A 24,611-nucleotide genomic window follows, 5' to 3' on the forward strand; every position below is an offset into this window, starting at 1 on the left:
TTGTCCAGGTGGCGTCATATCAACAACCCCACCTGCGCGCGCTTGGGCAGCCGCCGCACCACCAGCTGGTGTGAACGCTGCAGCAAATCGCACAGCTCATCACGGCCCATGGGGTAGGGCAGCGCCATGCTGATCCACCGCGCCCGCGCCAGATATGGCGCCGGCCGCACCCCTGGGCGGTCGCAATAGCCGAGAAACAGTTCATCGGCCACCTTGAACGACAACCCCGCACCCGCCAGGTCGAGCACCGCGAACATCTTGTTGCCGGCTACCGAGAACACCCGGATGCCGCCCCATTTGTAGTCTTCTCGCGCCCCCGGCAGGCCCAGGCAAAACGCCGCCACCTGAGCCTCGCTCATCTTCCTTTCAGACATACCGTTCTCCACACGCTTCAAACGAGCCCGCCAGCTGGGCAGCGCAGTGAACGCCAGGCCGACCAGTACAGTTGTGTTACGTACTACGAAATCACCAATGAACATTGGATTGCTGACGGGAAGGGCGCTACTTACAGCGGCTGGTCACCACAACGATCAAACGCGTGGGCCAAGTGATCCAGCCAAGCCCTGACAGCCGGCAACACACCACGCCTGTGGGGATAGACTGCCTGGAGCCACGCAGGGGCACACCGCCAATTAGGGAGCATGCGAACAAGCTCGCCAGTGGCAAGCTCGCGTTCACAATGCATTAATGGCAAAACGGTGAAGCCCAGGCCCGCCAACGCTGCTTCTTTGCGCATGATGAAGTCTTCCACACCCAGACGGGCAGCCATGGCGATCTCGAAACGCTCACCCGCTTCGTTGAACAATCGCAATCTGGCTAGCCGATCAGAGTCTAGAGCCCCCAGAAAGTGAAGACCCATGAGTTCTCCAGGGTGGGATATCGGGTGAGCGGCGAGAAAGTCCGGGGAAGCAACAACCTCTGTCCGGGCCTCGCGCAAGCGCTTAGTGACAAGGTTTGGCTCTTCATCCTCTACTTCGCGAACGCGAAGCGCTACATCAATGCCTTCATTGATCAAATCAACACGCCTATTGACCAGCAGCAGGTCGAGCTGGACGTGAGGGTACTGCGCCAGGAAATCACGAACCAACGGGTTGAGAAATTGATTTGCTAGCCCGACCGGGCTGCTGACCCTGAGGGGGCCTCTGGGCTCACTGGTTGCGCTAGCAATCACCTCATCGGCTTGCTCCGCTTCCAGCAGCATTGCCTGGCAGTGGCGAAGGTAGCGCTCACCCAGGGCGGTGAGCTGCAGTTTGCGTGTGGTTCGTTGAAGGAGGCGAGCGTTTATCCGTTGCTCCAATTCTGCAATACGTCGGGATAGCCTGGATTTCGGAATGCCAAGCAGGCGACCTGCTGCAGCGAAGCCGCCGGCCTCCACGACCTTTGCGAAATAAAAAAGATCGCTCAAATTTCGGGGATCACCAATAGGCACTTTCGAACGACCTTATGAAGTAGGATAAAGGCATGGAGTGCGCCAATTATGCCCGATTTCGCTGGGTGGTCGAACCGGGCATCTGGATGATGCTGGCATCGACAAGCGTACCTCTACGCAGCGACAGGCCCTGTCGCGCAGGTAGGTACCGAGGTTTCCCAGTATGCCCGACGCCAATAGGTGCTTCCCCAGCAAGCCCCGGAAAGTCGTGGTGGCCGTGCCTTCGGGGATCGGCGCGCGGAGCGTCGGTCGAGCAAACGGGGGCACCGAGTCGATCTCATGCAACACGTCTTCCATTCGCCGGATCGCCCAGCGAATACCAATTCTGTAGCGTCTGCATATTTGCGGGTAGGTAAAGCGGGTAAAATCCAGGCGCCTTGAAGATCGTTGGCTCAGTGCTTGTAGAGTAACGCTTCAACAACAACGCCAAACGCCGATGAATGTTCACGGCGATTGGGGTAGTAGAGATGGTAACCGGCAAACGGTTGGCACCAATCTTCCAACACCCGCACAAGGCGACCGTCAGCTAGCTCCTTCGCTACCATGTCCTCCGGCAGGAAACCCAAGCCACATCCCGCAACGGCCGCACGCAGGATCGGCAGGCTGCTGTTGAATGTCCATTGCCCTTCGACACGGGCCTTCAGTTCGTGACCATCCTTTTCAAAGTCCCATTGCATCAGGCTGCCATGGGTGGGCAGGCGCAGATTGATGCAATTTTGCGCAGCCAGATCACCAGGCTCTTTCGGCACCGGCCGCTGCTTGAAATACTCGGGTGAGCCCACGACCGCGATGCGCAAGGGGGGGCCGATAGGAACGGCGATCATGTCCTTGGCCACCTGATCTCCCAGGCGTACACCGGCGTCATAGCGTTGCGCGACGATGTCGGACAGGGCGTAGTCGACAGTGATTTCGACTTTGATGTCCGGGTAGTCGGGAAGCACTTTTAAAAGCTTGGGCCACAGAATGTTGTTGGCGGCATGCTCAGAGGCTTGAATCCGCACATTGCCTGCCGGGGTGTCACGAAACTCGCTGACTGCGGCCAGTTCGAATTCGATCTCATCGAACCGCGGCGCCATCGATTGATACAGCCGCTGACCCGCCTCGGTCGGCGAAACGCTGCGGGTGGTACGTGTCAGCAGGCGCACGCCCAATCGGCTTTCCAGTGCGCGCATGGTGTGGCTCAGCGCCGACTGCGAAACGCCAAGCTGTGCGGCCGCGCGGGTGAAACTGCCTTCGCGGGTGATGACCACGAAGGCTTGTAGGTCGTTCAGATTGGCGCGGGACATTGATGAGAACCTCTCATGAGGGGCGCGGGATTAATCCATGAAAGCAGGTTGCACACGAATGCGCGACCCCTCAATAGAGCTGGTTACAAGGTGCGGGCGTAAAACGCGGTCAGTTTGCCAATTGCGGCGTCGACATAACGCGGCACCCAGTAGGTTTCGATGTGCGTCGCGCCGTCGAGGATAAACACTTCCTTGTCGGAGGTGCCGGTGGCTTTGGGGAGAGCGTCCTGTGTCATGTACAGGCTGTCGGCCTTGCTGCCGGCGATCATCAGCAACGGTTGGTTGATCAACTCGATATGGTCAGTGGCGTCGAAACGCATCAAGTCGATCAGGCTGCTGGTGGTGTATTTGAAGGTCGAGTTCGGGTGCGCGTGGGTCTTCCAGTAGTACTCATAACCTTGGCGATACAGCTCGAAGGGCATTTTGGCAATCTGCTCGTCGGTGAGGTTGGCATCGCCGGAGTACAGCACCGCGCCGCCGGCCGCCTCTTGCGCGCGGGCTGCTGACGCCTGTTGCAGGCGTTGCTGAATGCTGTCCATTTGCGAGTCGTTGTAGCCGTTGCGACGTACCCTGCCTGAGTTGAACATGCTCAGTGTTGCCAACGATTTGAAGCGTTTGTCGGTTTGCGCTGCCGCCAACGAATAGCCACCGCCACCACAAATGCCGAGCAGGCCCATGCGCTTGTCATCGACGCCGGCAAACTGGCTGATGAAGTCGGCCATGCCATGAATATCTTCGATGCGATAGGCCGGTTTATCGATGCTGCGCGGCTGACCACCGCTGGCACCCTGATACGCCGCATCGGCCGTGATGGTGATGTAGCCCTGTTCGGCCAGGCGTTGGGCGTACAGGCCGGCGACTTGTTCTTTCACGCCACCATTGGGGTGTGCAACGACCACGGTCGGGTAGGTCTTTTTCGCGTCATAGTTAGCCGGGGTGTATACGTTGGCGGCGATAGCCAGACCGTTGAGCTTGTAGCTGACCGGATGGATGTTGACCTTGCCCGGTTCGTTCTTGCTGATCGCGCCGTCGTAGGCGAGGGTGAACGGGTTCTTTTTGTAATCGGCGGCCAAGGCTTCGCCCGCTGAGAGGCCAACCAATGCCGACATAAACGTGGCCTTGAGTGTGTTTTTCACCTGAAGCTCCTGAGCAATCAAAAGGGCGGCAGTTGCAAAAGTATTTGGGTCAGTCCAGCTGGTTTTCTTGGAGGAATTGCGCGACCAGGTCAGCGATCTGCACGTTGTTCAGATCCGACATGGGGAAGTGGGTATTGCCATGAATGCCGATCTCCGGCAGGTGGATCAGTTGCACATCACCGCCGTGGCGATTGACCGCGTCACGCCAGAGCCGGGCCATTTTCAAGCGTGCGCGCCAACTGTCCTGAGCGGGCAGGTCGACCGCCTGCTCCGGGATGTTGTCGCCGTAAAGGATCAGAATCGGAATGCGCGTGAGGGCCATGAATTGCTCCATCGGCACGGCCGCGCCTTGTACTGTGTCGAACGCGCTGGGAATTGGCGGAGGGACCTCACCTTGAGCGAATACGAAGCTGCTGCCTGGCTCGAACGCCACAATGGCTTTTACTTTGTCGTTCTTGATCGCCGTCAACCAGCCCGGCCCGCCACCTTGCGAATGGGTGAATAAAATCCCCGGGCCGATTTTGTCGAACAGTGCTGACACGCCATCAGAGACCACGCCCATGTCGAACGGCCCGGTATTCGGCGTCATCGCCCGGAAAAACTGCTCGCGGGTCTGTTCATCCTGTGCCACTTGCACGCCGTTGAAGTAGTTGGGCCACAGGCCGATGCGGAACTGGTTGAACCACAGTTGTTCGTCAGGCACAGGCTTGATTGTGGTCTCGACCATGCTGCGCCCGGCATCGCCACGCCGGGGCTGATCAATCAGATAGACGCCGTAATGGCGGCGCAGGAAGATGTTCTGAAAGCCCTCGCGACCATCGGCGGTGGTTTCCCAGGTCTTGGAAAACTGACCCGCACCGTGCCACATGACGATGGGCAGTTTTCGCGCATCCACCGGGATTTGATAGAAGGCATAGACGTGGTCACCGTGGTAGGTCTGGCCGTTGGGCGTCATCGGTTGGTGCGGGTTGAAAGTGCCCGGTGCAGTGGTCACCGTTCCGCCGGCGGCGAAGCTGCCTTGTTGTTGAATGAGCAGCGAGCCATCGGGGTGGTTTGCGCAGGCCGCCAACAGGCTCAACAGCGTGATGCTCAGCAGGTACTTTGCAGAATTCATGTCACTTCCCCGAAGCCGCGAGGGCCTGGGCCAATGCGTTATTGGCACGTTCAGCCGTATGCACATCGCCGTGCTTTTTCAGCAGCTCCGTGACCTCGAGCAACTGTGCCGTGCTCAGACCGACGCGCAAGCTCGCCGCCATGTGCGAGCGCAATTGCGGCTCGACTCCTGGCGTTGCCGCCAGCGCCCCGACGGTCGCCAGTTCGCGGCTTTGCCAGTCGAGGTTGTCGCGCTCGAAGATATCGCCGAACAGGTGGGTTTGCAGGAACCGGTTGATTACCGGAGCGAACTCGAACACCGGGCCTGTGACCGGGGCGCCGGAGATCCGGGTTTGATTTGCGGTGCCGGCGGCCAGCAGCTCATCCCCGATCGGAATCGCCCGGCTCGGCTCCTGCCCCGGCGCGTCTTCGATACCGCGCTGTTTGCGCGCCTGCACCACGGCCATCAGTTCATTCAAGGCGTTAAGGCTGCGCGGGAAGCCCACATAGGCGTAGAGCTGCACCAGAATTTCCCGGGTTTCGCTGATGGTCAGGCCGGCATCGAGCCCTTGATTGAGCGCGGTGTTGAGGTTGGGCATGTCGCTGGTCGCCATGAACGCGGCGATCAGAGGGATCGTTTGTTGTTGGCGCGACAAGGTGGCTGCGCTGGCGGGCTTGCTGGCCATGGTCGGCGATGCCTCGGTGGCTTGAGTGGTAACGCCGAACATCGCCCCGATGCCCAGACAAAGCGCCATGAGTGTGGGGAGGGTAGCGTTGTTGCGTGCGTCAATGGTCATCGTGAAAGGCTCCATCCAGTGCGGGTCACCGGGGTGTCGCTGGATCGTACGGAGGATGGTTGTGTCGATTAACCCCGAAATTGCGCATGGACTTCTGAGCAGAACTCATGAGTCGGCATTGCCATAACCGCTGAAAATCCGGCGCGACCCCGCTGATGCGGGGCCTGTAGGGCGGATGACGGTTTGGGAAAAAGGAGTCGGGCGAGTAACTTCGACACATTCCGTAACTTCATTGGCCGGCGTATTGCGCCTCCGAGACCTGTTCCGCCCAGTCGACGGTCTTGCCATTTTCGGCTTCAGCGATGGCGATGTGGGTCATGCCGTTACTGGCCGTGGCGCCATGCCAGTGACGGATGTGCGGCGGAATCCAGACAGTGTCGCCCGGCCGTATTTCCTGTCGGGGGCCGCCCTCTTGCTGCACGTAGCCAACGCCTGCGGTGACGATCAGCGTTTGCCCCAGTGGGTGGGTGTGCCAAGCCGTGCGTGCGCCGGGCTCGAAGGTCACAGTGCCGCCGCCGATGCGCGCCGGCGCCTCACCGTTGAACAGGCCATCAACGCGCACCGCGCCGGTAAAGTTTTGCGCCGCGCCCTTGACCGAGGGCTGCGAGCCGTTCGGTGTAACGCGTATTTCGCTGGCGGCCTGGGATTCGGCGGCCATGAATGACACAGCAACGAGTGGTGCGATCAATCGGTTCATCGGGTCAACTCCGGTCAAACGTGAAAGTTGCGACGCAAAGCGTGCGCGCTTTGGCAGATTTAGAGTCCGGTCATCTTCAGTGCCGATTCCGGCAGGCGTTCACCGTGCACCTGAATCTGCGCCATCTGTTGGTTGATCTCGTGCAAATCGTCACCGGTCAATTGCAGTTCGACTGCGCCCAGGTTCTCTTCCAGTCGATGGGGTTTGGTCGTGCCTGGGATCGGCACAATCCACGGTTTCTGTGCGAGCAACCAGGCCAGCGCCACCTGCGCCGGCGTGGCGTGTTTGCGTTGCGCGACGGCTTTCACCTCCGCGACCAATGCCAGATTGGCCTTGCGCGCTTCAGGGGAAAATCGCGGGACGAAGTTGCGGAAATCGCTGGCGTCGAACTGCGTGTGCTCATCGATCTGACCGGTGAGGAAACCGGCTCCGAGGGGGCTGAACGGTACGAAACCGATTCCCAGTTCTTCCAGCACTGCCAGCAGCTCCAACTCCGGGCCTCGCCAGAACAGCGAATATTCGCTCTGCACTGCCGTGACCGCTTGCACCGCGTGCGCCCGGCGGATGGTTTGCACACCCGCCTCAGATAGGCCGAAATGCTTGACCTTGCCCTCAGCGATCAGATCCTTGACCGTGCCGGCGACGTCTTCGATGGGCACCTGCGGATCAACGCGGTGCTGATAGAACAGGTCGATGCAATCGGCGCGCAGACGCTTCAACGACGCCTCGGCCACGGCGCGTATATGTTCCGGGCGGCTGTTGGTTCCACCGCCGCGTGCGCCGGTGATCAGGTCGATATCGAAGCCGAACTTGGTGGCGATGACGACCTGCTCACGGATCGGCTGCAAGGCCTCGCCCAGCAGTTCTTCATTGGCGAACGGGCCATACGCTTCGGCGGTGTCGAACAAAGTGATGCCTTGCTCGTGGGCCGAACGAATCAGCTTGATCATGCCGGCTTTGTCGGCAGCCGGCCCATAGGCCGAGGTCATGCTCATGCAGCCAAGGCCCAGTGCGGACACTTCCAGGCCATTGCCCAACGTGCGGACTTTCATGATGTCACTCCGTACAGAATTCGATTAACGCGTGAGGGGATGATCGCTAAGCCAGCCGTTCACGCGCTCCATGGTCTTGCGCTCCTGCTCACTCTCCATCACAAAGCCTTGCAGAACCTTTGCCTTCGGCGCGTGCTCGACCAGCACGCTGCGGCTGTTGCCCAAGCCATAACCACCGTGGGTATTGAAGGGGATAAGGGTTTTGCCGGTCAGGTCGTGGGCGCTGAGAAAAGCACGCACAATCGGCGGTGCGGTTTCCCCCCAGATCGGAAAACCAAGATAGATCGTGTCGTAGTCGCTGAGGGCGTGAACCTTGTTTTGCAGCTTGGGCTCGAAGCCGCTGTCACGCTCCTGACGCGCCTGCTCGACGGTTTGCAGATAGTCCTCGGGGTAGGCATGGGCCGGGCGAATCTCGAAGAGATCGGCACCCAGCCCACGCTGGATCAGCCCGGCGACCACGCGGGTGTTGCCCGAGCGCGAGAAGTATGCGACCAGAATGTGCGAGCCTGAGCGCGGTGCTTCACTGGCGCCTTGCGTGTCGGCGAGAGACAGCAGCGGGGCGCTCGCCAGTGCGGCGATCACCGTGCGCCGCAGCGGATCGTGATCGTTGCTCATCGACCGACCCGCGCTTTGAGGGCCTCGGGATAACGCTCGCCTTCGATGCGTATCTGCGCCAACGCTGTATCAATTGCCTTCAATTCGAGGGCGTCGAGCGTGATGTCTGCGCCGCCGAGGTTTTCTTCCAGTCGATGCAGTTTGGTCGTCCCCGGAATCGGCACAATCCACGGCGCCTGCGCGAGCAGCCATGCCAGCGCGATCTGGGCGGGGGTGGCGTGTTTCTGTGCGGCGATCTGACGGATCAACACCACCAGGCCCTGATTGGCTTGCAGCGCCGACTGGCTGAAGCGCGGGACGATGCTGCGGAAATCGTCGCTGCCGTAAGTAGCCTGCGCCGACACCGTGCCGGTGAGAAAACCTTTGCCCAATGGGCTGAACGGCACGAGGCCGATGCCCAACTCCCAAAGCGTCGGCAGGACTTCCTGCTCAGGCTCGCGCCACCACAGCGAGTATTCGCTTTGCAACGCTGTGACCGGCTGTACCGCGTGCGCACGGCGGATGGTCTGCGCACCGGCCTCCGACAGGCCGAAGTGCTTCACCTTGCCTTCGCCAATCAAGTCCTTCACCACCCCGGCGACGTCCTCGATCGGCACATCCGGATCAACGCGGTGCTGGTAAAGCAGATCGATGTAATCGGTCTTCAGTCGACGCAGCGACCCCTCGACTGCGAACCGGATATGCTCAGGGCGGCTGTTGAGAATTTGCTGTTTGTTGTCGTCGCCGAAGGTGAAGCCGAACTTGGTGGCGATGACCACTTGATCGCGCACCGGGGCGAGCGCCTCGCCTACCACTTGTTCGTTCAGGTAAGGGCCGTAAACCTCGGCGGTATCGAAGAGCGTGACGCCTCGGTCAACCGCCGATCGGATCAGTGCAATGGCTTGTGTTGTGTCAGTCGCCGGGCCGTAGCCATGGCTCAGTCCCATGCAACCGAAACCCAGGGCTGACACTTCGAGTGAGCTGTTTCCGAGTGTGCGCTTGTGCATTTGGTTCTCCCGACATTTGGTGTTGGGAGAACAGTAAGCGAGCTAACGAGTGGGGACTAGACGGTTAAATTGGCATGGGTTCATGAGATTTTTTCATCAGTCCCTTGCCTGAGCGGCCTCTAGCAAGGAGAAGCGCAGAGCATTTGGACCCTTTTCATGCGTTGAACTGGCATTCCCCTCAAAGCGCTGGGGTCTTGCATGGGAATGTCTCACTGTTCTATCTGTGGGACAAACTAACGCATTTTTACTGCCTTATCAGTTATTAATCATCCCGGTAGGATTCTCTGCAACGTGATCGCCCACAGATGCGGTCTTCAATCACAGGAGAGTCCTATGAAACTGTTGCACATCGATTCGAGCATCCTGGGCGACAATTCCGCCTCCCGCCAGCTGAGCCGTGAAGTGGTTGAAGCCTGGAAAACCGCCGACCCAAGCGTCGAGGTGGCGTACCGTGACCTGGCCGCCGACGCCATCGCCCACTTCTCTGCCGCCACCCTGGTAGCTGCAGGTACGCCGGAAGACATGCGTGACGCCGCTCAGGCCTTTGAAGCCAAGCTGAGCGCCGAGACCTTGGAAGAGTTCCTGGCGGCTGATGCGGTGGTGATCGGTGCGCCAATGTACAACTTCACCGTGCCGACCCAGCTCAAGGCCTGGATCGACCGCGTGGCCGTCGCCGGCAAGACCTTCCGCTACACCGAAGCCGGCCCGGAAGGCCTGTGCGGCAACAAGAAAGTGGTGCTGGTTTCCACCGCTGGTGGCCTGCACGCCGGCCAGCCAACAGGCGCCGGGCATGAAGACTTCCTGAAAGTGTTCCTGGGTTTCATTGGCGTAACCGAGCTGGAAATCGTCCGCGCCCATGGTCTGGCGTACGGCCCGGAGCAGCGCACCCAGGCGATTGATGCTGCACAGGCGCAGATTGCCAACGAGCTGTTTGCGGCGGCCTGAAGCTGGCGATGCGGTTAGGCGGCGGGGTAGGGCGGCACAGTCACTGTTGCGCAACCCTTGGCCATAACTGTGCTGGTCCTCAATAAAGGAATAGCCTTATGCTGTAACGAAATATGTCCAGAAACGCCTGAAGAAGGAAGTCGCAATGCCGCTCAAGGACCTGCTTATCGCCCTGGTGGTGATTGTCGCCTGGGGAGTCAACTTTGTAGTCATCAAGGTTGGCCTCGATGGGTTGCCGCCGATGCTGCTGGGGGCATTGCGTTTCTTGTTGGTGGCGTTTCCGGCCATCCTGCTGGTCAAGCGGCCCAAGCTGCCCTGGCGCTGGCTGATCGCCTACGGTGCGACCATCTCGCTGGGGCAGTTCGCGTTCCTGTTCCAAGCCATGTACAGCGGCATGCCGCCGGGGTTGGCTTCGCTGATCCTGCAGTCGCAGGCCTTCTTCACCCTCGGCTTTGCCGCGTTGTTCCTTGGTGAGCGGTTGCGCCTGGCCAGCGTGCTTGGGCTGTTGGTGGCGGCCAGTGGCTTGGCGCTGATCGGCAGTGAAGACGGTGGCCATGTACCGATGCTGGCGCTGTTGCTGACACTGTGTGGCGGCGCCATGTGGGGGCTGGGCAACATCATTACCCGGCGCTTCGGCTCGGTCGACCTGGTGGCGCTGGTGATCTGGGGCGGGCTGATTCCGCCACTGCCGTTCCTGGTGTTGTCCTGGTGGCTGGAAGGGCCCGAGCGGATTGGCCACGCCCTGGCCAATATCAGCTGGAGTTCAGTGCTGGCCCTGGCGTACCTGGCCTTCGTCGCCACCATGCTGGGCTACAGCCTGTGGAGCAAGCTGCTGTCGCGCCACCCGGCGGGCAAGGTGGCGCCATTCTCGCTGCTGGTGCCGGTGATTGGCTTGAGCTCGTCGGCTTTGCTACTGGGCGAACGCCTGACAGCGACCCAGGGCTGGGGGGCCTTGCTGGTGATGGCCGGGTTGCTGGTGAACGTGTTCGGGGCGCGCATTGGCCAGCGGTTGCGGGCGGCCAGCGCCTGAGTTGCAGGATATCCAACGGCCGTGAGGGCGGGCGAACCCGTGCCGAACAACGCGGTGTTGGCTTCGCGGGCATGCCCGCCCCACAGTTGGAGGCATCACTGCCTGAGTCATGCGCTCTGTTAGAATCAGCCTCTTTTGCCAGGCAACGGAGCCTACCCATGATCATTTCCACCACCAGCCAGCTCGAAGGCCGCCCTATTGCCGAATACCTGGGTGTGGTCAGCTCCGAATCGGTGCAGGGCATCAACTTCGTGCGCGATTTCTTCACACGGTTTCGGGATGTTTTCGGCGGCCGTTCGCAAACCCTGGAAAGCGCATTGCGCGAAGCCCGCGAGCAGGCAACCGAAGAACTCAAGGCGCGGGCACGGCAGTTGCAAGCCGATGCGGTAGTGGGTGTGGATTTCGAGATAAGCATGCCGTCGGTACAGGGCGGCATGGTCGTGGTTTTTGCCACTGGTACGGCAGTACGCTTGAAATAGAGCCATCTGCCACTGGTCGGCTGCAGGATCATCGTCCAGGCAGTCCGCAAATGACCAGCTAGTCTCATTTTCACAGGCCGCGTTCACTGGGCAACTTTTCTGGTTGTCGGCGCGACCGCCACTGGAGGGAGACAGGGCATGAGCGAATCCTTTTTCGAAGACCTGAACGACGCGTTCCCGATCAACAGCCAGGTGCGTTGCGGCCAGGCGGCATTCCGCCTGGGTTTCGCCCACATGACGCTGGATGATTCCGAACAGCTCCAGCCTGCACACCTGCAGCGCAGCAAAAAAGGCCGCTTCATGCCGCGGGTACCGTTGAAGAAGTAATCCCGCCCCAACCTGACCCCGCCCAATGGCGGGGTTTTTGTTGCCATTCGTTGATCCGCCTCATGGTAATGCCGGGTAGCGCTCGCCGGATGGTCACGGCTGTGCTTTTCTGATGCGGCATTCCAGCGACGGAGGATTGAACGCTCATGCGAGTCAGGGAAGAGACCTATTGGCAGTGGGCTGATGCCCAGCTGCACAGCCGCAGCCACGATGAAGCACTCAGCGATGGCACCACACTCGATGTGCAGGTGCGCTTGTCGCGCCTGGGGGCAACGGAGCTATTCCTGGGGTTGTATGCCGGGGATGGGCGGGCATTGCTGGAAGAGTATTACCCTGCACGGCCTGGCGAGACCATGACTCGCGCCTTGGTCTGGGGTGTCGACCGCGCCCGGGCGATGGCAACGGGCGCATTGCCCCTGCCGGAAAACCGCCCGCAGCGGCGCCAGGCATGAAAAAGCCCGGCCTATGCGGGCCGGGCTCTGGGAAGGGTGCGAACCCTCAATTCAGCGGTTCGATCACCTTGACTGCCTGCTGCTCACGGGCAGCGGGCCATTCTTGTTGCAGGGTCTGCAGCACGCGGCCAACGAATTCGGTGTCGGCTGCTGCCTTCTTGCCGACGTAGCCCTGGCCACGGCGGTAGACCTTGAAGCGTGCACGCATGCTAGGCAGGTGCTCTTCAAATTCATCTTCGACGGTGTTCGGTGGCAGGCGATCGAGACGCACTTCCCCGGTTTGGCTGACCCACAGCAGGTGGTCGTCAAGGCTGTCCTTGCGTACGGCGAACAGCTGGGCCAATTGGTCGATAGTCGGATTGTTGTTCAAGTTCATCATAAAGCCCCCATTACCCATTCTTAGGTGATTTTCACAGTTGGCGCCACCACGGTGTAGCGCACTACCAAGGCTGCTACAGCAGCATCGCAACAGGGGCTTTCTCACGCTGCCTTTTGGACAGTTTCCCTCTCCACGGACGGCCTGCGTTACCGCGCAGGCCGTCTGGAACACCCTTGCCACCGCTCCCGATCGGGGAGACGGCTTCATCATGCACAAGGGCGATGAATGGCGTCAACCATTTTGTAGTGAATATTTTAATGCACTACATCATGTCGTTTTGTTCGACAATCAGGCTGAGCACTACAGGCCGGAGAGGATGTCGAAGGCCGCGCGCACCCGGGCTTCGTTGGGGTAGTTTCGATTGGCCAGCAGCACTACCGCCAGCTGTTCGGCGGGCACGAATGCGGCGTAGACGCCAAAGCCATTGGTTGATCCGGTCTTGTTGTACCAGGCTGCTGCCTGCGGCGGCAGGGCAGGTTGCAGGCGGGTGGTTGCCTGCGGCTCACGGATCAGGCGCGCGCTGTTGCCATCGACCAGCGTGTTCAGCGCGACCGGGTAGGGGTAGCGCTCCCAGCCCAGGCCTTGAGTCATGGCGCCGACCTGGAAATAGCCTTGCTGGGTGATGGCCGTGGCTTTCACCAGTGTCGGTGGCAGGCCCTGCGGTTGCATGTGCAGGCGCACGTAGCGCAGCAGGTCGCTGGCGCTGGTCTTGATGCCGTAGGCCTCGTCGGCATAAGGGCCTGGGCCGACACGCACAGGCTTGTCGGCGGCGTCGTAGCCCTGGGCATACAGCCCCTGGGCACTGGCCGGGACCTGCAGGTAGGTGTTTTCAAGGCCCATTTGCGCCAGCAGCTGCTCAGCCATCAGCGTGGAGAACGGTTGGTGCTGAGCGCGGGCTGCCAAGTCACCGAACAGCCCTAGGCTGGGGTTGGAGTAGCAGCGCTGGGTGCCGGGTTTGGCGCGCGGTTGCCAGTGGCGGAAGAAATCGACCACTTGCTGCGGGGTCTGTACCTCATCCGGGAACTGCAGCGGCAGGCAGTCAGCGCTGTAGGCGCCCAGTTCCAGTACGGTCGCATCGCCGATTGGCGTGCCGGCCAGTGCCGGGTGATAGCGCTTGGCCGGGGCTGCAAGGTCCAGCTTGCCTTCGGCGCTGGCCAGTGCGGCTAGCGTGGCGGTGTAAGTCTTGCTCAGCGAACCGATCTCGAACAGCGTGTCACGGCTTACCGGCACGTTGTCGGCCTTGCTGGCCACGCCATAGCTGAAGTAGTGCGCGTGATCGTGGGCATAGATGGCCACGGCCATGCCGGTGATGCCCTGCTCCTGCATCAGCGGGCGGATGATCTGGTCGACCTTGGCTTGCAATTGGTCGTCGGCACGGGCGTTGGCATGGCCCAATGTGAGCGTGATGGCGGCTGCAACTGCAGCCAGGCGAGGGCGGAGCATGGGTGGGGTCCTTGTGTGGAACGTGTCCGTTGAGCGATACCCGTGGGGGTTCCGGCGTTAGCGCCGAAAAGCCGAAAACCTTATCGTCTGCGCCTGGACAATGACAAGACGGAAACTGTGATGAAGTATTTGCGCATGTTATTCGACAATTTCACCCTGGCCTTGCTCGGGGTGGTCTTGATTGCGACCGTGCTGCCTTGCTCGGGCGACGGCGCGGTGTATTTCGGTTGGTTGACCAACCTCGCCATCGGCCTGCTGTTCTTCCTGCACGGTGCCAAGCTGTCGCGTGAGGCAATCATTGCCGGCGCCGGTCACTGGCGCCTGCACCTGCTGGTGTTTTCTTGCACCTTCGTGCTGTTCCCGTTGCTGGGCATGGCGTTCAAACCGTTGTTCGTGCCACTGGTGGGCAACGAGTTGTACCTCGGCGTGCTGTACTTGTGTGCCTTGCCGGCCACCGTGCAGTCGGCCATTGCTTTCACCTCACTGGCGCGCGGCAACGTGCCGGCAGCCATCTGCAGTGCGGCGGCGTCCAGCCTGCTGGGCATTTTCCTCACCCCCCTGCTGGTGATGATGTTGCTGGGGGCCAGTGGTGATACAGGCTCGGGCCTGGATGCAGTACTGAAGATCACCTTGCAACTGCTGGTACCGTTCGTGGCAGGGCAGATCGCACGTCGCTGGATCGGTGCCTGGGTCAAGCGCAATGCCCGCTGGCTCAAGGTGGTCGACCAGGGTTCGATCTTGCTCGTGGTGTATACCGCCTTCAGCGAGGCAGTGGTTACCGGGCTGTGGCACACGGTTTCGCCGCAGCACCTGGCCGGGTTGTTCGTGGTGTGCGGCATCCTGCTGGCGGTGGTGCTGTGGGGGACCCGCCTGCTGGGCAAAGCGCTGGGCTTCGACCTTGAGGACCGCATCACCATCCTGTTCGCCGGCTCCAAGAAGAGCCTGGCCACGGGCGTGCCAATGGCCCAGGTACTGTTCGTGGGCAGTGGCATTGGCGCAATGATCCTGCCGTTGATGTTGTTCCACCAGATCCAGCTCATGGTCTGCGCGGTGCTGGCGCAGCGTTATGCCAGCCGCGAGCAGGTGAGCGAAGAGGCTTCGCCCGCCTCTTGACGCCCACGCGGCCTCTGGCGCGGCCGCTCCGACACAGGGGCCGCGCCATGGCCGAGATTACCTGGCCTGCCCCGAACCACGCTCGCGCAACACCTTGGCCACTTCGGCCTCGATTTTGTAAGCCGGCCCCTCCAGCTCGTCGTAATTGCGGGTATAGCGCCGGGCAAATTCCTCGACCCCCAGTTGTTGATACTGCTGGACATGCTTGAGCTCGTGCGCCCACAAGGCCACGTTGTCCTCGGCGTCGCTGGCGCGGCGGAAGATGATGGTGTCGATCAATGTCACCGCATTCACATCAGGGTTTTGCAGCAGTGCATTGGCGGCGCTCATCTGCTGCTCGTCACCCACCCGAAAGCGTGCCGTATCGAGTACGGCAAAGTCATACCAGGGTTCCAGCTGCGCGCGGATGTGCAACGGGATCGGCTGCACGCCGTTGGCCGTGGCTTCGTCGCGGGCCTGACGCAGGGCGTAGCTCAGGCTGGAAGAGGCCATGACCTCGACATCCTTGAGGATCTGCCCGGCCTGGCCAGGGTCGATCGGGGCGCAAAAACAGCCCATCAGACACACTTGGTACTGCCCAGGCGGGCATGCTTGTTCGGCAAGTGCCGGCAGCACCACCAGCAACCCCAGCAGAGCACTAATCCGCTTCATGCAGCGCTCGCTCGACAAACCCGCGACTAGCGCCGAGCAGCTGTGCCTGCACGCTTTCGCTGGCCAGCATGCGCCCGACCAGCAATGCACCGACACACTGGGTGATCAGCACCCAGGCCAGTTGTTCATCCTCCAGGGTGGTGCTCCAGGCCTGGTGCAGTTGCAGCAACCAGTGCTCGGCCACTTCACGCACTGGTGCGTCGGCACGCGCAATTTCAACCCCCAGTGGTGGCAGCGGGCAGCCACCCTCGGCGTTGTGCAGGTGGGCCAGGCTCAGGTACTGCTGCAGGCAGCGGGCCAGGCGCTCGCGGCTGGCACCCTCGTTGGCGAGACGCGCCAGCGGGCTGTTGCACAGCTCCTGGCGTACTACCTCGGTGAACAGGTCGTCCTTGGAGGGGAAGTGGTTGTAGAAAGCACCGCCGGTCAGGCCGATCGCTTTCATCAGCCCTGCCACGCCGGTGCTGGCGAAGCCCCCGCGCTTGGCCAGCGCACCGCTGCTGGCCAGCAACCGCTCGCGGGTTTGCTGCTTGTGTTCGGTGGAGTAGCGCATTCACTGGCCTCTGGGCGCGGGCTTGACGGTGACCGCGATCATAACATAGCGTTCGTTAACTAAACGATCGTTCACCAATGGAGTCAGGCATGGCAGAACAACAAAAAGTAGTGCTGGTGATTGGCGCGGGCGATGCCACTGGCGGCGAGATTGCCAAGCGTTTTGCGCGTGAGGGCTATATCGCCTGCGTAACCCGGCGCCAGGCTGAAAAGCTGCAGCCGTTGCTGGAAGAGATACGCGCCGCTGGCGGCCAGGCCCATGGTTTTGCTTCGGATGCTCGCAAGGAAGAAGAGGTGGCCGAGCTTGTCGAAACCATCGAGCGCGATATCGGCCCAATCGAAGCTTTTGTCTTCAATATCGGCGCCAATGTGCCATGCGGCATTCTTGAGGAAACCCCACGCAAGTACTTCAAGATCTGGGAAATGGCCTGCTTCGCCGGCTTCCTCACTGCGCAGGCGGTGGCCCGGCGCATGGTTCAGCGCGAGCGCGGCACGCTGCTGTTTACCGGCGCCACGGCTGGTACCCGGGGGGCGGCTGGTTTTGCCGCCTTCGCCGGAGCCAAGCATGGGCTGCGCGCCCTGGCCCAGAGCATGGCGCGGGAGTTGGGGCCGCGCAACATCCATGTCGCCCATGTGGTGGTGGATGGTGCCATCGACACCGCCTTCATCCGCGACAGCTTCCCGGAGCGCTATGCCCTCAAGGACCAGGATGGGATTCTTGATCCGGCACACATTGCCGACAGCTACTGGTTCCTGCACGCCCAGCCGCGCGACAGCTGGACCTTCGAACTGGACCTGCGCCCGTGGATGGAACGCTGGTAAACCCTATCGCCCCCGCAAGGACCATGATCATGCACAAGATTGTCGATTTCCATTTTGACCTGGGCAGCCCGGCCAGTTACCTGGCCTGGACCCAGCTGCCCGCGCTGTGCGCCCGCCTGGGTGCCACGTTGCACTACAGGCCAATGCTGCTGGGCGGTGTGTTCCAGGCTACGGGTAACGCTTCGCCGGCGATGATCCCGGCCAAAGGGCGCTATTTGTTCACCGACCTGGCGCGCTTTGCTGCACGCTACGGCGTGCCGTATGGGCTGCCACCGGGGTTCCCGGTCAATACCTTGACCCTGATGCGCGGCGTGATGGGCACGCAGATGCGTTCACCCGAGCGTCTGGAGGCATTGCTGAACGTGTTGTTCACGGGGCTGTTTGCGCAGCAGCGCAACCTGAGCGACGCGGGCGTACTTGACGAAACACTGGGCCTGGGTGGCTTTGACCCGCAGGCATTTCACGTGCTGGCGGCGGATGACGAAGTAAAAGCCGCGCTCAGGCAGGCGACCGACGCGGCTGTGGCGCGAGGGGTATTTGGCGCGCCCACCTGCTTTGTCGGCGACGAGATGTTCTTCGGCCAGGATCGCCTCGACTTTGTCGAGGCTGCGCTGCTTCAGGGCGCGCGCAGCCTCTCCGGCTGAATGTCGCGTGCGCACCGACAGCGAGTGCGGGTATTGCCGGTGAACAGGGTCAACGTACCTGCAGGAGCAGCATGACGCTGCTCTTGCAACGGGCACGGCTGCCTCGCTGATCAGAAGTTCGCCGGGGTATTGGCGCTGATGATCTCGGCCTCGTCCGGCCCGATGTTCTTGAAACTGTGCGGCAGGGTAGTGGGGATGTAGTAGCCATCGCCCGAGTTGAGCACGCTGACCTGGCCATCGACCCACAACTCGACCGTGCCCCGGGTCACCAGGCCACATTCTTCGCCCTCGGCATGCACGATCGGCTCGCCCGAGTCGGCACCAGGTGCATACAGTTCGCGCAGCATGCGCATCTGCCGCCCTTCGACACTGGCGCCAACCAGCAGCATGCGCAGGCCGTTGCGGCCCAGGTCTGGCTGTTCGCCGCCACGGAACACGTAGCGCTCTTCGCGCACCGGCTCGTCGAAGCTGAAAAACTCCGCCAGGCTCATGGGAATGCCTTCGAGCAGTTTTTTCAGGGAGCTGACCGAAGGGCTGACGCGGTTCTGCTCGATCTGCGAGATCGTCGAGTTGGTCAGCCCACTGCGGCGGGCCAGTTCCCGTTGGGAGAGGTTGTTGCGTTCACGCACCAGTTTGAGTCGCGTCCCCGTGTCCATAGCCGCCTTGTAATCAGAGGTGTTAAAAATAATGAGCGATGCGCATTAAAACACACTCTGCGCGCTTGCGCGCTGTGCTTCTCAACCCCTCTGTTCACGCGGGATTGGCCACAGCCCGACCAGCAGCAACAGCGCTGCCACGGCGAGGAATGGCAAGCGCGGATCCAGGGCGTAGATCAGGGTGCCGGCCAATGGCCCGATGACTGCGCCCATGCCTTGGGCAGCACCAATGGAGCCGGCGGTGGCGCCTTGCTCGGAAGCCTCCATGGCATTGGCTGCCAAGGCCGAAAAGGCAGGAAAGACAAAGCCCATGCCCGCCGCCGCCATAAAATAACAGCTCCACAGCCAAGGTGCCGTGGTGGCCAGCGAGCCGCAGGCAAAGCCCAGGGCCGACACCGTTGCACCTACCCGGATCATCCTCAGGGGTGGCCATTCCAGTTGCCGCAGTATCACCTGTGCGAGTATCAGCGCAACGCCGACTGTGGTCAGGGCGATACCGGCAGCCTGGGCCGCCTCGGCCGGGCCGAGTTGCAAGCGGTCCAGGGCAAAGAAACCGACGATGATCTGCGAGACGGTCACGCTGAGCATGGCGCTGAACGCCACCAGCAGGGGCCGGCGCAGGCGCGGGTCGTTCAGCCGCACCGGGCTGGGTGCGTGACTGTGGTGCAGCGCCTGTGGCTTCAGGGTGAACAGCAGCACCAGGAAGGCAATGGCGGGCAGCAGCGACATGATATGGAAGGGCAGGCTCAGGCTATGCCGCGCCAGCAGCGCCGCCAGCGCCGGGCCGACGACCAGGCCAACGGCGTTGGCCGCGCCCAGCGAGGCCATGGCCCGGGCCCGGCGTTGTGGTTCGACATGATCGGCGATCAGCGCATTGCAGCCCACCGGAATGGCAGCGTAGAAGGCGCCGATGCAACCGCGCGCGACCATCAGGCCGATGAACGCCAGGGTCGCGCCCGGCAGCCAGCGCAGTGCGCCTTCCACGAACAGACACATCAGCCAGTAGGCCAGGGTAAAGCCGGCGCTGCCCAGCAACAGGATTCGCCGCCGGCCGAGGCGGTCCGCTGCGCGGCCCCAGGGCCGGGCCAGCAGCACCCAGACCACGCCAGCCACGGTAACGGCGGCACCTGCTTGCCAGGTGGCCATGCCGAGCTGGCGGGCGATAGGGCCGATCAAAGCGACGAAGGCCATCATCGACATGGTGCAGGCCATGTTGGCCACTAGCAGCGGGCGCAAGTCCAGGGTGCTGGCAGGTAGAAGGGTTGCAGGATCCTTTGCGACATTCATTGGGCAGTCCATGGCAGTACGGCAATAAGGCGTCGATTTGGTTAAGCAAGCATTGATGTGTGTCGAGCGCCCTGGGCTACGTCAGCTCATTCATTGCGGCGCAGGGGGCCTGGCCACATGCTACGCAACACGCCGTCGCGGCGCACCCATGCGTGCATCAACGCCGCGCCCACGTGCACCAATACGGTGGCGAACAGCAGGTAGCCGGCCCAGCCGTGGGCCTCACGCAGCACGGCGTACAGCTGCAAGTTGTGTGGGGCGATGGCGGGCAAGCCCAGCGGGCGTGGGTAGTCGCCAGCCGACAGCATCGCCCAGCCCAGCAGCGGCATGGCCAACATCAGGCCGTAGAGCAGCAAGTGAGAGGCCCCGGCAGCCCAGCGCTGCACTGCTGGCAGATCGTCTGGCAAAGGCGGGTGGGGCACGGCCACGCGCACGCCGATGCGCAGCAGAACCAGCACCATCAAGGCCAGGCCGGTGGCCTTGTGCAGGCTTATCAGTAAAGGGTGGCGAGTCGACAAGTCGACAACCATGCTCACGCCGATGAACAGCATGGCCAGGATCAGCACAGCCATCAGCCAGTGCAGCAGGCGGGCGAAGGGGTGGAAGGCGTCGGGTTTCATGGGCGGGCTCCGGTTCCGAGCGATTCACGGCTGCGGCGGTTGAACGATTCCGAATAGGCAGCAGAACGGGCGGCGAGGATTGGGTCGCCAGATGCTTCGATACCCCGTGGCAGGATCAGTGGGTCGAAGTTCAGATCGCGGCAGGCCCCTTGCTCGGGGGCATCGACCTGCTGCAGCACCAGGGTGCCAGCGTCTACGCGACGCCGCTCGGCTGGCCAAGGGCGGGCAGGGTCATCCACCGCATCCCCCGGTTCGGCCAGTACCAGGCGCAGGGTCCAGCGCAGCGGGCCTTGGGCCAGTCGCTGTTGCAGGTCGTGCTGGAGGAACTGTTTGTCGTCCACCTTTGCAGGCAACGCAGCAAATGCGGTTTGTGGCTCGAGCTGCCAACGTACCGGGTGAGCCGCCCCGGTGGCGTCGATCAGGCGGAAGGCATTGATGCTGTGGTACTGCGTGCTGGCAAAGCTGTCGCTGGGCTTGTAACTTGCCGCCCATTGGCGAAACGCTGCGCTCTCGGGGTGCGCGGCGAAAAACGCCTGCAGCTTGGCTGGGTCCGGTTTGCCGGTGGCCGGTACTGGGGCGCTTGCCAGCACCTGCTCATAGAACCCCTGTGGCGTGCTCACCGCGAGTACCGGCGGGTTGTTCATGCCGGTGCGCCACACCTGGCCATCGTCGGTGCTCAGTTGAATCGCCAGGCTGCGTACCGGTATGCCGGTGTCCGGGGCGAACGGGTTGGCGCCACCGATGGCGAAACGGCCGACAACCGGCACCTGTTGCTGGCTGAAAACACGCGCCGTGGACAGGCTGGCGGCCTGGCCGCTGGGTTGAAAGTAGCCGCTGACGCACAGCCCTTTGGCATGGTTCTTACGGTAGCCTGGGTAGTGCCCGGCCTGGGCTTCGAAGGTATCGATGATGCGTTGTGGCGTCAGCTGCGGTTGGCCGAGCCAGCCTGCGGCATAGGCAAAGCCTGCACCAGCCGCCAGCATCACGGCGCCGATGGCGGCCAGGCGCAAGGCCTTGGCCGGGCCGTGCAAGGGAGAGTTCATGGTGGTGTCCCGTTCAGTGAAGGTGCCAGTACGACGCAGCAGGGAAAAACTTATTCCCTCACCGGGAATAGAATATGTTCACAGGCGTCTGCCCATTACACTGACAACCCCAGAGGCCGGGACCTAGCCATGCATGACCTGGACGACCACCAGTGGCGCGAGCTGCTTGCGCGCCTGCGCCGCTTTGCCGTGTGGCTGACGCGCGAGCCGGGTAGCGCCGACGACCTGGTGCAGGCTACGGTGGAGCGGGCGCTGAGCCGGCGCGACCAGCAACGTGACGCCGACGCGCTGCGCGCCTGGTTGTTCACCATCCTTTATCGGTTGTTCCTCGACGGTAAGCGCCGAGATCGCCTGCATGCGCGTTGGCTGTCCTGGTTCGGCCGGGCCGAGCGTGACGACGAGCCGATCGGTGACAACCTCGAAGCCATCGTTCTCGCTCAGGCAGACTTGCAGGCGTTTGCCCGGCTGACCGCCGAGCAGCGTGCCTTGCTGCTGCTGGTCAGCATCGAAGGCTTGAGCTACAAGGAGGCGGCCCAGGCCATGGGCATCCCCATCGGCACTGTGATGTCGCGCTTGTCGCGCGCGCGCAATGCCTTGCGTGAACTGACCGAGGGCACCCCCCAGCCACCGGCCTTGCGGAGACTGAAATGACGCGCCTGATTCCCAGCGAAGATGAATTGCACGCTTACGTCGACGAGCGCCTGCAGCCTGAGCGCCGTGCCGAGGTACAGGCCTGGCTGGCGGCCAATCCGCAGGCAGCGGCCCGGGTCGAGGGCTGGCGTGCCGATGCGCGGCGTTTGCGTGCGGCACTGGCCGGGTTTGGCGAAATGCCCGGCGCCGCGCGGCTGGAACTGGGCCAGTTGCGCCGGCAACTGCGCCAGCGGCGGCAGCGACGCTGGGCCGCCGCGGCAGCTGTGGTGCTGGCGCTGGGCGTGGGAGGCTTGGGCGGCTGGCAAGTGCGTGACGCAACCTTGGCGCGTGTCGACCTGCCCATGGCCGATGCCGTGCAGGCGCACCGCCTGTTTGCTGCCAGCCAGGCGCTGGATATCCAGGCCAGCGACCCAGGGCAGTTACGCGACTGGCTGGGCCGACACTTCAACCGCGTCGGTCAGTTACCGGACTTGGGCGGCTATGGCTTCAAACCAGTGGGGGCACGCCTGCTCAGCAACGAGCAAGGGCCGGCGGCGTTGCTGGTATTTGAAGATGGCAAGGGCCAGCGCATCAGCCTGTTCCTGCGCACACCGAGTGAGCAGTACCAGCGCATGCCGAACGGGCAGCGGGTCGATGGCCAGCTGGAGGCGCGTTACTGGTCGCATGGGGCGTACAACTTTGCCCTGGTCAGCGCGGCGGACGATGTGCGTGGGGCCGGGGTGGGGGAGGCGTTGCGGTTGGGCTTGTGAGTGGGGGCCCAAGGCGTGCACCGTGGGCCCTGTCGATCAGCTCAATTCCAGCCAGATCGGCGCATGGTCCGAAGGCTTTTCCATGCCACGCAGTTCATAGTCAACACCTGCGTCCTTGATCCGCGGCACCAGGTGCTGCGAGGCCATGATCAGGTCGATGCGCAGGCCGCGCTTGGGTTCGTCTTCGAAGCCACGGCTGCGGTAGTCGAACCAGCTGAAGCGGTCGGTCACGTCCGGGTACAGGTGACGGAAGCTGTCCACCAGGCCCCAACCTTTCAAACGCTCCATCCACTCACGTTCTTCCGGCAGGAAACTGCACTTGCCGGTTTTCAGCCAGCGCTTGGCATTGTCCGGGCCGATGCCGATGTCGCAATCCTGGGGCGAGATATTCATGTCGCCCATCACCAGCACGGGTTGGTCCTTGTGAAACTCGCCCTCGAGCAGTGCCTGTAGGTCCCCGTAGAAGCGCTGCTTGGCCGGGAACTTGGTCGGGTGATCGCGGTTTTCGCCCTGGGGGAAATAGCCGTTCATGATGGTGATCGGGTTACCAGCGGCGTCGGCGAACGTGCCCCAGATGAAGCGGCGCTGAGCGTCTTCTTCATCACTGGCAAACCCCTTGTGCAGGCTCAGCGGCGCCTGGCGTGACAGCAGGGCCACACCGTAATGCCCCTTCTGGCCGTGGTAGTGCACGTGGTAACCCAGTGCCTGCACGTCTGCCAGCGGGAACTGATCGTCGCTGACCTTGGTTTCCTGAAGGCCGATCACGTCTGGCTGGTGCTTGTCGATCAGCGCCGCCAACTGGTGCGGGCGAGCGCGCAGGCCGTTGATGTTGAAACAGACGATCTTCATGGAAAGATGATCCCGGTAAAAGGCGCGATGCTAGCCGACATCGCCCTTCATCACCAGCATGGCGGGTTTGCGAGCCTGCTGCTAACGTGCTGTGGGAGGTGAACGAAGCGCGGTGGGTAACCTCCAAGGCTCAGTACGCCCATTCCAGGAGGTCTGCCCGCAATGCCCGAAACCACAGCCGCCCCGGCCCGTGTTTGCCTGCTTGATGACGGTTACAGCCGTGAGGCGCGTTCGCTGCTGTACAATGCCTACCGCCATGAGCCTACCTTCGCCTACATCTTCGAGGCACAGCGCCCCGGCTATGAGCGGCGCTTGCGAGTGATGGTGCGTGAATGGGTACGGCAGCATTTCTACCTGCAATTGCCCGCCATCGGCTTGCTGGTCGACGACCGCCTGATCGCCCTGGCCTTGATCGTGCCGCCCATGCGTCGGCTCGGTGTGGCTGACAGTTGGGCCTGGCGCCTGCGCATGATCCTCGGTACCGGGTTGCGCTGCACGCGGCGCTACATGGACTACCAGGCCGCCCTGGCCACCTGCCTGCCCAATGACCAGGTGCATGTGCTGCCGTTGCTGGGGGTGCACCCGCAATTTCAAGGCAAACACTACGGCGAGCAATTGTTACAAGCTGTGCACGACTGGTGTGCGGACGACCCAGGCACCCAAGGTGTGGTGCTGGACACTGGCAATGAGCACTACCTGGCCTTTTACCAGCGCCAGGGCTATGAGGAAATTGGCGAAGTTGCTGTAGGGCCTATCCGGGAAAGGGTGTTCTTCCATCCCAATCCGGTCTCTTCAAATTCCGCTTTTGCCTGAACAGGCCGCCAGACGGCTC

Annotated in this window: 30 protein-coding genes; 11 read left to right on the forward strand and 19 right to left on the reverse strand. The window is 62.3% G+C overall.

From position 1 onward, the window contains the following. Positions 1-14: 14 nt before the first annotated feature. The 10 genes from OO258_RS23740 to OO258_RS23790 form a co-directional block, all read right to left on the reverse strand. Positions 15-374, reverse strand: a complete 360-nt coding sequence (locus OO258_RS23740; protein ID WP_110744331.1) for an MmcQ/YjbR family DNA-binding protein — start codon at positions 372-374, stop codon at positions 15-17. Between the two features lie 131 nt (positions 375-505). Beyond that, a complete protein-coding gene (locus tag OO258_RS23745; RefSeq protein WP_266033340.1) occupies positions 506-1,429 on the reverse strand; it encodes a LysR substrate-binding domain-containing protein in 924 nt (307 codons plus the stop codon). 392 nt (positions 1,430-1,821) lie between these two features. After that, positions 1,822-2,715, reverse strand: a complete 894-nt coding sequence (locus tag OO258_RS23755) for a LysR family transcriptional regulator (RefSeq protein ID WP_266033343.1) — start codon at positions 2,713-2,715, stop codon at positions 1,822-1,824. Between the two features lie 83 nt (positions 2,716-2,798). After that, positions 2,799-3,851 (reverse strand): alpha/beta hydrolase, encoded by a 1,053-nt coding sequence (locus OO258_RS23760; RefSeq protein ID WP_266033346.1) that lies wholly within the window; start codon positions 3,849-3,851, stop codon positions 2,799-2,801. Between the two features lie 49 nt (positions 3,852-3,900). After that, positions 3,901-4,845 (reverse strand): alpha/beta hydrolase, encoded by a 945-nt coding sequence (locus tag OO258_RS23765; protein WP_266033500.1) that lies wholly within the window; start codon positions 4,843-4,845, stop codon positions 3,901-3,903. Positions 4,846-4,966: 121 nt separating this feature from the next. Further along, positions 4,967-5,740 carry a carboxymuconolactone decarboxylase family protein gene (locus OO258_RS23770; RefSeq protein WP_266033349.1) on the reverse strand — a complete coding sequence of 258 codons (774 nt, stop codon included), beginning with the start codon at positions 5,738-5,740 and terminating at the stop codon, positions 4,967-4,969. A gap of 229 nt (positions 5,741-5,969) precedes the next feature. Beyond that, the gene (locus OO258_RS23775; protein WP_266033351.1) at positions 5,970-6,437 is read right to left on the reverse strand and encodes a cupin domain-containing protein; all 468 of its coding nucleotides are present in this window, start codon (positions 6,435-6,437) and stop codon (positions 5,970-5,972) included. 59 nt (positions 6,438-6,496) lie between these two features. Beyond that, positions 6,497-7,489, reverse strand: coding sequence for an aldo/keto reductase (locus OO258_RS23780; RefSeq protein WP_266033354.1), 993 nt, complete (start codon positions 7,487-7,489; stop codon positions 6,497-6,499). A 24-nt stretch (positions 7,490-7,513) separates the two neighbouring features. Further along, positions 7,514-8,104: a flavodoxin gene (locus OO258_RS23785; protein ID WP_266033357.1), complete on the reverse strand. Its 591-nt coding sequence runs from the start codon at positions 8,102-8,104 to the stop codon at positions 7,514-7,516. Continuing rightward, positions 8,101-9,090, reverse strand: a complete 990-nt coding sequence (locus OO258_RS23790; RefSeq protein WP_266033360.1) for an aldo/keto reductase — start codon at positions 9,088-9,090, stop codon at positions 8,101-8,103. Before OO258_RS23790 ends, OO258_RS23785 begins: the two co-directional genes overlap by 4 nt. 333 nt (positions 9,091-9,423) lie before the next feature. On the opposite strand from OO258_RS23790, the gene OO258_RS23795 reads away from it, so the two are divergent. From OO258_RS23795 to OO258_RS23815, 5 genes are all read left to right on the forward strand, one after another. Beyond that, positions 9,424-10,035 carry an FMN-dependent NADH-azoreductase gene (locus OO258_RS23795; protein WP_266033363.1) on the forward strand — a complete coding sequence of 204 codons (612 nt, stop codon included), beginning with the start codon at positions 9,424-9,426 and terminating at the stop codon, positions 10,033-10,035. A gap of 145 nt (positions 10,036-10,180) precedes the next feature. Then, positions 10,181-11,065 carry an EamA family transporter gene (locus OO258_RS23800; RefSeq protein WP_266033366.1) on the forward strand — a complete coding sequence of 295 codons (885 nt, stop codon included), beginning with the start codon at positions 10,181-10,183 and terminating at the stop codon, positions 11,063-11,065. 158 nt (positions 11,066-11,223) lie between these two features. Next, the gene (locus tag OO258_RS23805) at positions 11,224-11,544 is read left to right on the forward strand and encodes a YbjQ family protein (protein WP_027916804.1); all 321 of its coding nucleotides are present in this window, start codon (positions 11,224-11,226) and stop codon (positions 11,542-11,544) included. A gap of 138 nt (positions 11,545-11,682) precedes the next feature. Next, complete coding sequence (locus OO258_RS23810; protein WP_003253897.1) at positions 11,683-11,871, forward strand: hypothetical protein; 189 nt, start codon at positions 11,683-11,685, stop codon at positions 11,869-11,871. 146 nt (positions 11,872-12,017) lie between these two features. After that, positions 12,018-12,323: a hypothetical protein gene (locus OO258_RS23815; protein WP_266033374.1), complete on the forward strand. Its 306-nt coding sequence runs from the start codon at positions 12,018-12,020 to the stop codon at positions 12,321-12,323. A 46-nt stretch (positions 12,324-12,369) separates the two neighbouring features. On the opposite strand, the gene OO258_RS23820 is transcribed toward OO258_RS23815, so the two are convergent. After that, positions 12,370-12,702: a hypothetical protein gene (locus tag OO258_RS23820; RefSeq protein ID WP_003253895.1), complete on the reverse strand. Its 333-nt coding sequence runs from the start codon at positions 12,700-12,702 to the stop codon at positions 12,370-12,372. 300 nt (positions 12,703-13,002) lie between these two features. Then, complete coding sequence (gene ampC / locus OO258_RS23825) at positions 13,003-14,145, reverse strand: class C beta-lactamase (RefSeq protein WP_266033377.1); 1,143 nt, start codon at positions 14,143-14,145, stop codon at positions 13,003-13,005. Between the two features lie 120 nt (positions 14,146-14,265). On the opposite strand from ampC, the gene OO258_RS23830 reads away from it, so the two are divergent. Beyond that, positions 14,266-15,258, forward strand: a complete 993-nt coding sequence (locus OO258_RS23830; RefSeq protein ID WP_266033380.1) for a bile acid:sodium symporter family protein — start codon at positions 14,266-14,268, stop codon at positions 15,256-15,258. Positions 15,259-15,315: 57 nt separating this feature from the next. Here OO258_RS23830 and OO258_RS23835 read toward each other — a convergent pair whose 3' ends face one another. Next, positions 15,316-15,909, reverse strand: coding sequence for a DUF4157 domain-containing protein (locus OO258_RS23835; protein WP_266033383.1), 594 nt, complete (start codon positions 15,907-15,909; stop codon positions 15,316-15,318). Next, the gene (locus OO258_RS23840; RefSeq protein WP_266033386.1) at positions 15,896-16,459 is read right to left on the reverse strand and encodes a TetR/AcrR family transcriptional regulator; all 564 of its coding nucleotides are present in this window, start codon (positions 16,457-16,459) and stop codon (positions 15,896-15,898) included. Before OO258_RS23840 ends, OO258_RS23835 begins: the two co-directional genes overlap by 14 nt. Before the next feature lie 89 nt (positions 16,460-16,548). Here OO258_RS23840 and OO258_RS23845 point away from each other — a divergent pair, with 89 nt between their 5' ends. Both OO258_RS23845 and OO258_RS23850 read left to right on the forward strand, forming a co-directional pair. Further along, a complete protein-coding gene (locus OO258_RS23845) occupies positions 16,549-17,280 on the forward strand; it encodes an SDR family oxidoreductase (RefSeq protein WP_266033389.1) in 732 nt (243 codons plus the stop codon). 29 nt (positions 17,281-17,309) lie between these two features. Then, positions 17,310-17,924 carry a 2-hydroxychromene-2-carboxylate isomerase gene (locus OO258_RS23850; protein ID WP_266033391.1) on the forward strand — a complete coding sequence of 205 codons (615 nt, stop codon included), beginning with the start codon at positions 17,310-17,312 and terminating at the stop codon, positions 17,922-17,924. Positions 17,925-18,034: 110 nt separating this feature from the next. Here the strand turns inward: OO258_RS23850 and OO258_RS23855 are convergent, their stop codons facing one another. The 4 genes from OO258_RS23855 to OO258_RS23870 form a co-directional block, all read right to left on the reverse strand. Next, positions 18,035-18,580: a cupin domain-containing protein gene (locus OO258_RS23855; protein ID WP_003248033.1), complete on the reverse strand. Its 546-nt coding sequence runs from the start codon at positions 18,578-18,580 to the stop codon at positions 18,035-18,037. An 81-nt stretch (positions 18,581-18,661) separates the two neighbouring features. Then, on the reverse strand, positions 18,662-19,867 hold the full coding sequence (locus OO258_RS23860; protein ID WP_266033394.1) for an MFS transporter: 1,206 nt from the start codon (positions 19,865-19,867) through the stop codon (positions 18,662-18,664). Positions 19,868-19,953: 86 nt separating this feature from the next. Next, complete coding sequence (locus OO258_RS23865) at positions 19,954-20,487, reverse strand: cytochrome b (protein ID WP_266033397.1); 534 nt, start codon at positions 20,485-20,487, stop codon at positions 19,954-19,956. Next, on the reverse strand, positions 20,484-21,530 hold the full coding sequence (locus OO258_RS23870) for a catalase family peroxidase (RefSeq protein ID WP_266033400.1): 1,047 nt from the start codon (positions 21,528-21,530) through the stop codon (positions 20,484-20,486). Before OO258_RS23870 ends, OO258_RS23865 begins: the two co-directional genes overlap by 4 nt. A 129-nt stretch (positions 21,531-21,659) precedes the next feature. On the opposite strand from OO258_RS23870, the gene OO258_RS23875 reads away from it, so the two are divergent. Next, positions 21,660-22,181, forward strand: coding sequence for a sigma-70 family RNA polymerase sigma factor (locus OO258_RS23875; protein ID WP_110744318.1), 522 nt, complete (start codon positions 21,660-21,662; stop codon positions 22,179-22,181). Then, on the forward strand, positions 22,178-22,930 hold the full coding sequence (locus OO258_RS23880) for an anti-sigma factor family protein (RefSeq protein ID WP_110744317.1): 753 nt from the start codon (positions 22,178-22,180) through the stop codon (positions 22,928-22,930). The genes OO258_RS23875 and OO258_RS23880 overlap by 4 nt, the downstream gene beginning before the upstream one ends. A 36-nt stretch (positions 22,931-22,966) precedes the next feature. On the opposite strand, the gene xthA is transcribed toward OO258_RS23880, so the two are convergent. Beyond that, positions 22,967-23,779, reverse strand: coding sequence for an exodeoxyribonuclease III (gene xthA, locus OO258_RS23885; RefSeq protein WP_266033412.1), 813 nt, complete (start codon positions 23,777-23,779; stop codon positions 22,967-22,969). A 162-nt stretch (positions 23,780-23,941) separates the two neighbouring features. Between xthA and OO258_RS23890 the strand changes: the two genes are divergently transcribed. Further along, complete coding sequence (locus tag OO258_RS23890) at positions 23,942-24,592, forward strand: GNAT family N-acetyltransferase (protein ID WP_110744315.1); 651 nt, start codon at positions 23,942-23,944, stop codon at positions 24,590-24,592. Positions 24,593-24,611: the final 19 nt, after the last annotated feature.

Source organism: Pseudomonas sp. DCB_BI (genome assembly GCF_026240995.1).
In the GTDB taxonomy this organism is placed as follows: Bacteria; Pseudomonadota; Gammaproteobacteria; order Pseudomonadales; family Pseudomonadaceae; genus Aquipseudomonas.

What these genes read in the sequence shown, in the direction of transcription:
- OO258_RS23740 (WP_110744331.1), bottom strand. Translation starts at nt 374, where the DNA reads ATGTCTGAAAGGAAGATGAGCGAGGCTCAGGTGGCGGCGTTTTGCCTG.
- OO258_RS23755 (WP_266033343.1), bottom strand. Translation starts at nt 2,715, where the DNA reads ATGTCCCGCGCCAATCTGAACGACCTACAAGCCTTCGTGGTCATCACC.
- OO258_RS23770 (WP_266033349.1), bottom strand. Translation starts at nt 5,740, where the DNA reads ATGACCATTGACGCACGCAACAACGCTACCCTCCCCACACTCATGGCG.
- OO258_RS23775 (WP_266033351.1), bottom strand. Translation starts at nt 6,437, where the DNA reads ATGAACCGATTGATCGCACCACTCGTTGCTGTGTCATTCATGGCCGCC.
- OO258_RS23780 (WP_266033354.1), bottom strand. Translation starts at nt 7,489, where the DNA reads ATGAAAGTCCGCACGTTGGGCAATGGCCTGGAAGTGTCCGCACTGGGC.
- OO258_RS23785 (WP_266033357.1), bottom strand. Translation starts at nt 8,104, where the DNA reads ATGAGCAACGATCACGATCCGCTGCGGCGCACGGTGATCGCCGCACTG.
- OO258_RS23790 (WP_266033360.1), bottom strand. Translation starts at nt 9,090, where the DNA reads ATGCACAAGCGCACACTCGGAAACAGCTCACTCGAAGTGTCAGCCCTG.
- OO258_RS23795 (WP_266033363.1), top strand. Translation starts at nt 9,424, where the DNA reads ATGAAACTGTTGCACATCGATTCGAGCATCCTGGGCGACAATTCCGCC.
- OO258_RS23800 (WP_266033366.1), top strand. Translation starts at nt 10,181, where the DNA reads ATGCCGCTCAAGGACCTGCTTATCGCCCTGGTGGTGATTGTCGCCTGG.
- OO258_RS23805 (WP_027916804.1), top strand. Translation starts at nt 11,224, where the DNA reads ATGATCATTTCCACCACCAGCCAGCTCGAAGGCCGCCCTATTGCCGAA.
- OO258_RS23810 (WP_003253897.1), top strand. Translation starts at nt 11,683, where the DNA reads ATGAGCGAATCCTTTTTCGAAGACCTGAACGACGCGTTCCCGATCAAC.
- OO258_RS23815 (WP_266033374.1), top strand. Translation starts at nt 12,018, where the DNA reads ATGCGAGTCAGGGAAGAGACCTATTGGCAGTGGGCTGATGCCCAGCTG.
- OO258_RS23820 (WP_003253895.1), bottom strand. Translation starts at nt 12,702, where the DNA reads ATGATGAACTTGAACAACAATCCGACTATCGACCAATTGGCCCAGCTG.
- ampC (WP_266033377.1), bottom strand. Translation starts at nt 14,145, where the DNA reads ATGCTCCGCCCTCGCCTGGCTGCAGTTGCAGCCGCCATCACGCTCACA.
- OO258_RS23830 (WP_266033380.1), top strand. Translation starts at nt 14,266, where the DNA reads ATGAAGTATTTGCGCATGTTATTCGACAATTTCACCCTGGCCTTGCTC.
- OO258_RS23835 (WP_266033383.1), bottom strand. Translation starts at nt 15,909, where the DNA reads ATGAAGCGGATTAGTGCTCTGCTGGGGTTGCTGGTGGTGCTGCCGGCA.
- OO258_RS23840 (WP_266033386.1), bottom strand. Translation starts at nt 16,459, where the DNA reads ATGCGCTACTCCACCGAACACAAGCAGCAAACCCGCGAGCGGTTGCTG.
- OO258_RS23845 (WP_266033389.1), top strand. Translation starts at nt 16,549, where the DNA reads ATGGCAGAACAACAAAAAGTAGTGCTGGTGATTGGCGCGGGCGATGCC.
- OO258_RS23850 (WP_266033391.1), top strand. Translation starts at nt 17,310, where the DNA reads ATGCACAAGATTGTCGATTTCCATTTTGACCTGGGCAGCCCGGCCAGT.
- OO258_RS23855 (WP_003248033.1), bottom strand. Translation starts at nt 18,580, where the DNA reads ATGGACACGGGGACGCGACTCAAACTGGTGCGTGAACGCAACAACCTC.
- OO258_RS23860 (WP_266033394.1), bottom strand. Translation starts at nt 19,867, where the DNA reads ATGAATGTCGCAAAGGATCCTGCAACCCTTCTACCTGCCAGCACCCTG.
- OO258_RS23865 (WP_266033397.1), bottom strand. Translation starts at nt 20,487, where the DNA reads ATGAAACCCGACGCCTTCCACCCCTTCGCCCGCCTGCTGCACTGGCTG.
- OO258_RS23870 (WP_266033400.1), bottom strand. Translation starts at nt 21,530, where the DNA reads ATGAACTCTCCCTTGCACGGCCCGGCCAAGGCCTTGCGCCTGGCCGCC.
- OO258_RS23875 (WP_110744318.1), top strand. Translation starts at nt 21,660, where the DNA reads ATGCATGACCTGGACGACCACCAGTGGCGCGAGCTGCTTGCGCGCCTG.
- OO258_RS23880 (WP_110744317.1), top strand. Translation starts at nt 22,178, where the DNA reads ATGACGCGCCTGATTCCCAGCGAAGATGAATTGCACGCTTACGTCGAC.
- xthA (WP_266033412.1), bottom strand. Translation starts at nt 23,779, where the DNA reads ATGAAGATCGTCTGTTTCAACATCAACGGCCTGCGCGCTCGCCCGCAC.
- OO258_RS23890 (WP_110744315.1), top strand. Translation starts at nt 23,942, where the DNA reads ATGCCCGAAACCACAGCCGCCCCGGCCCGTGTTTGCCTGCTTGATGAC.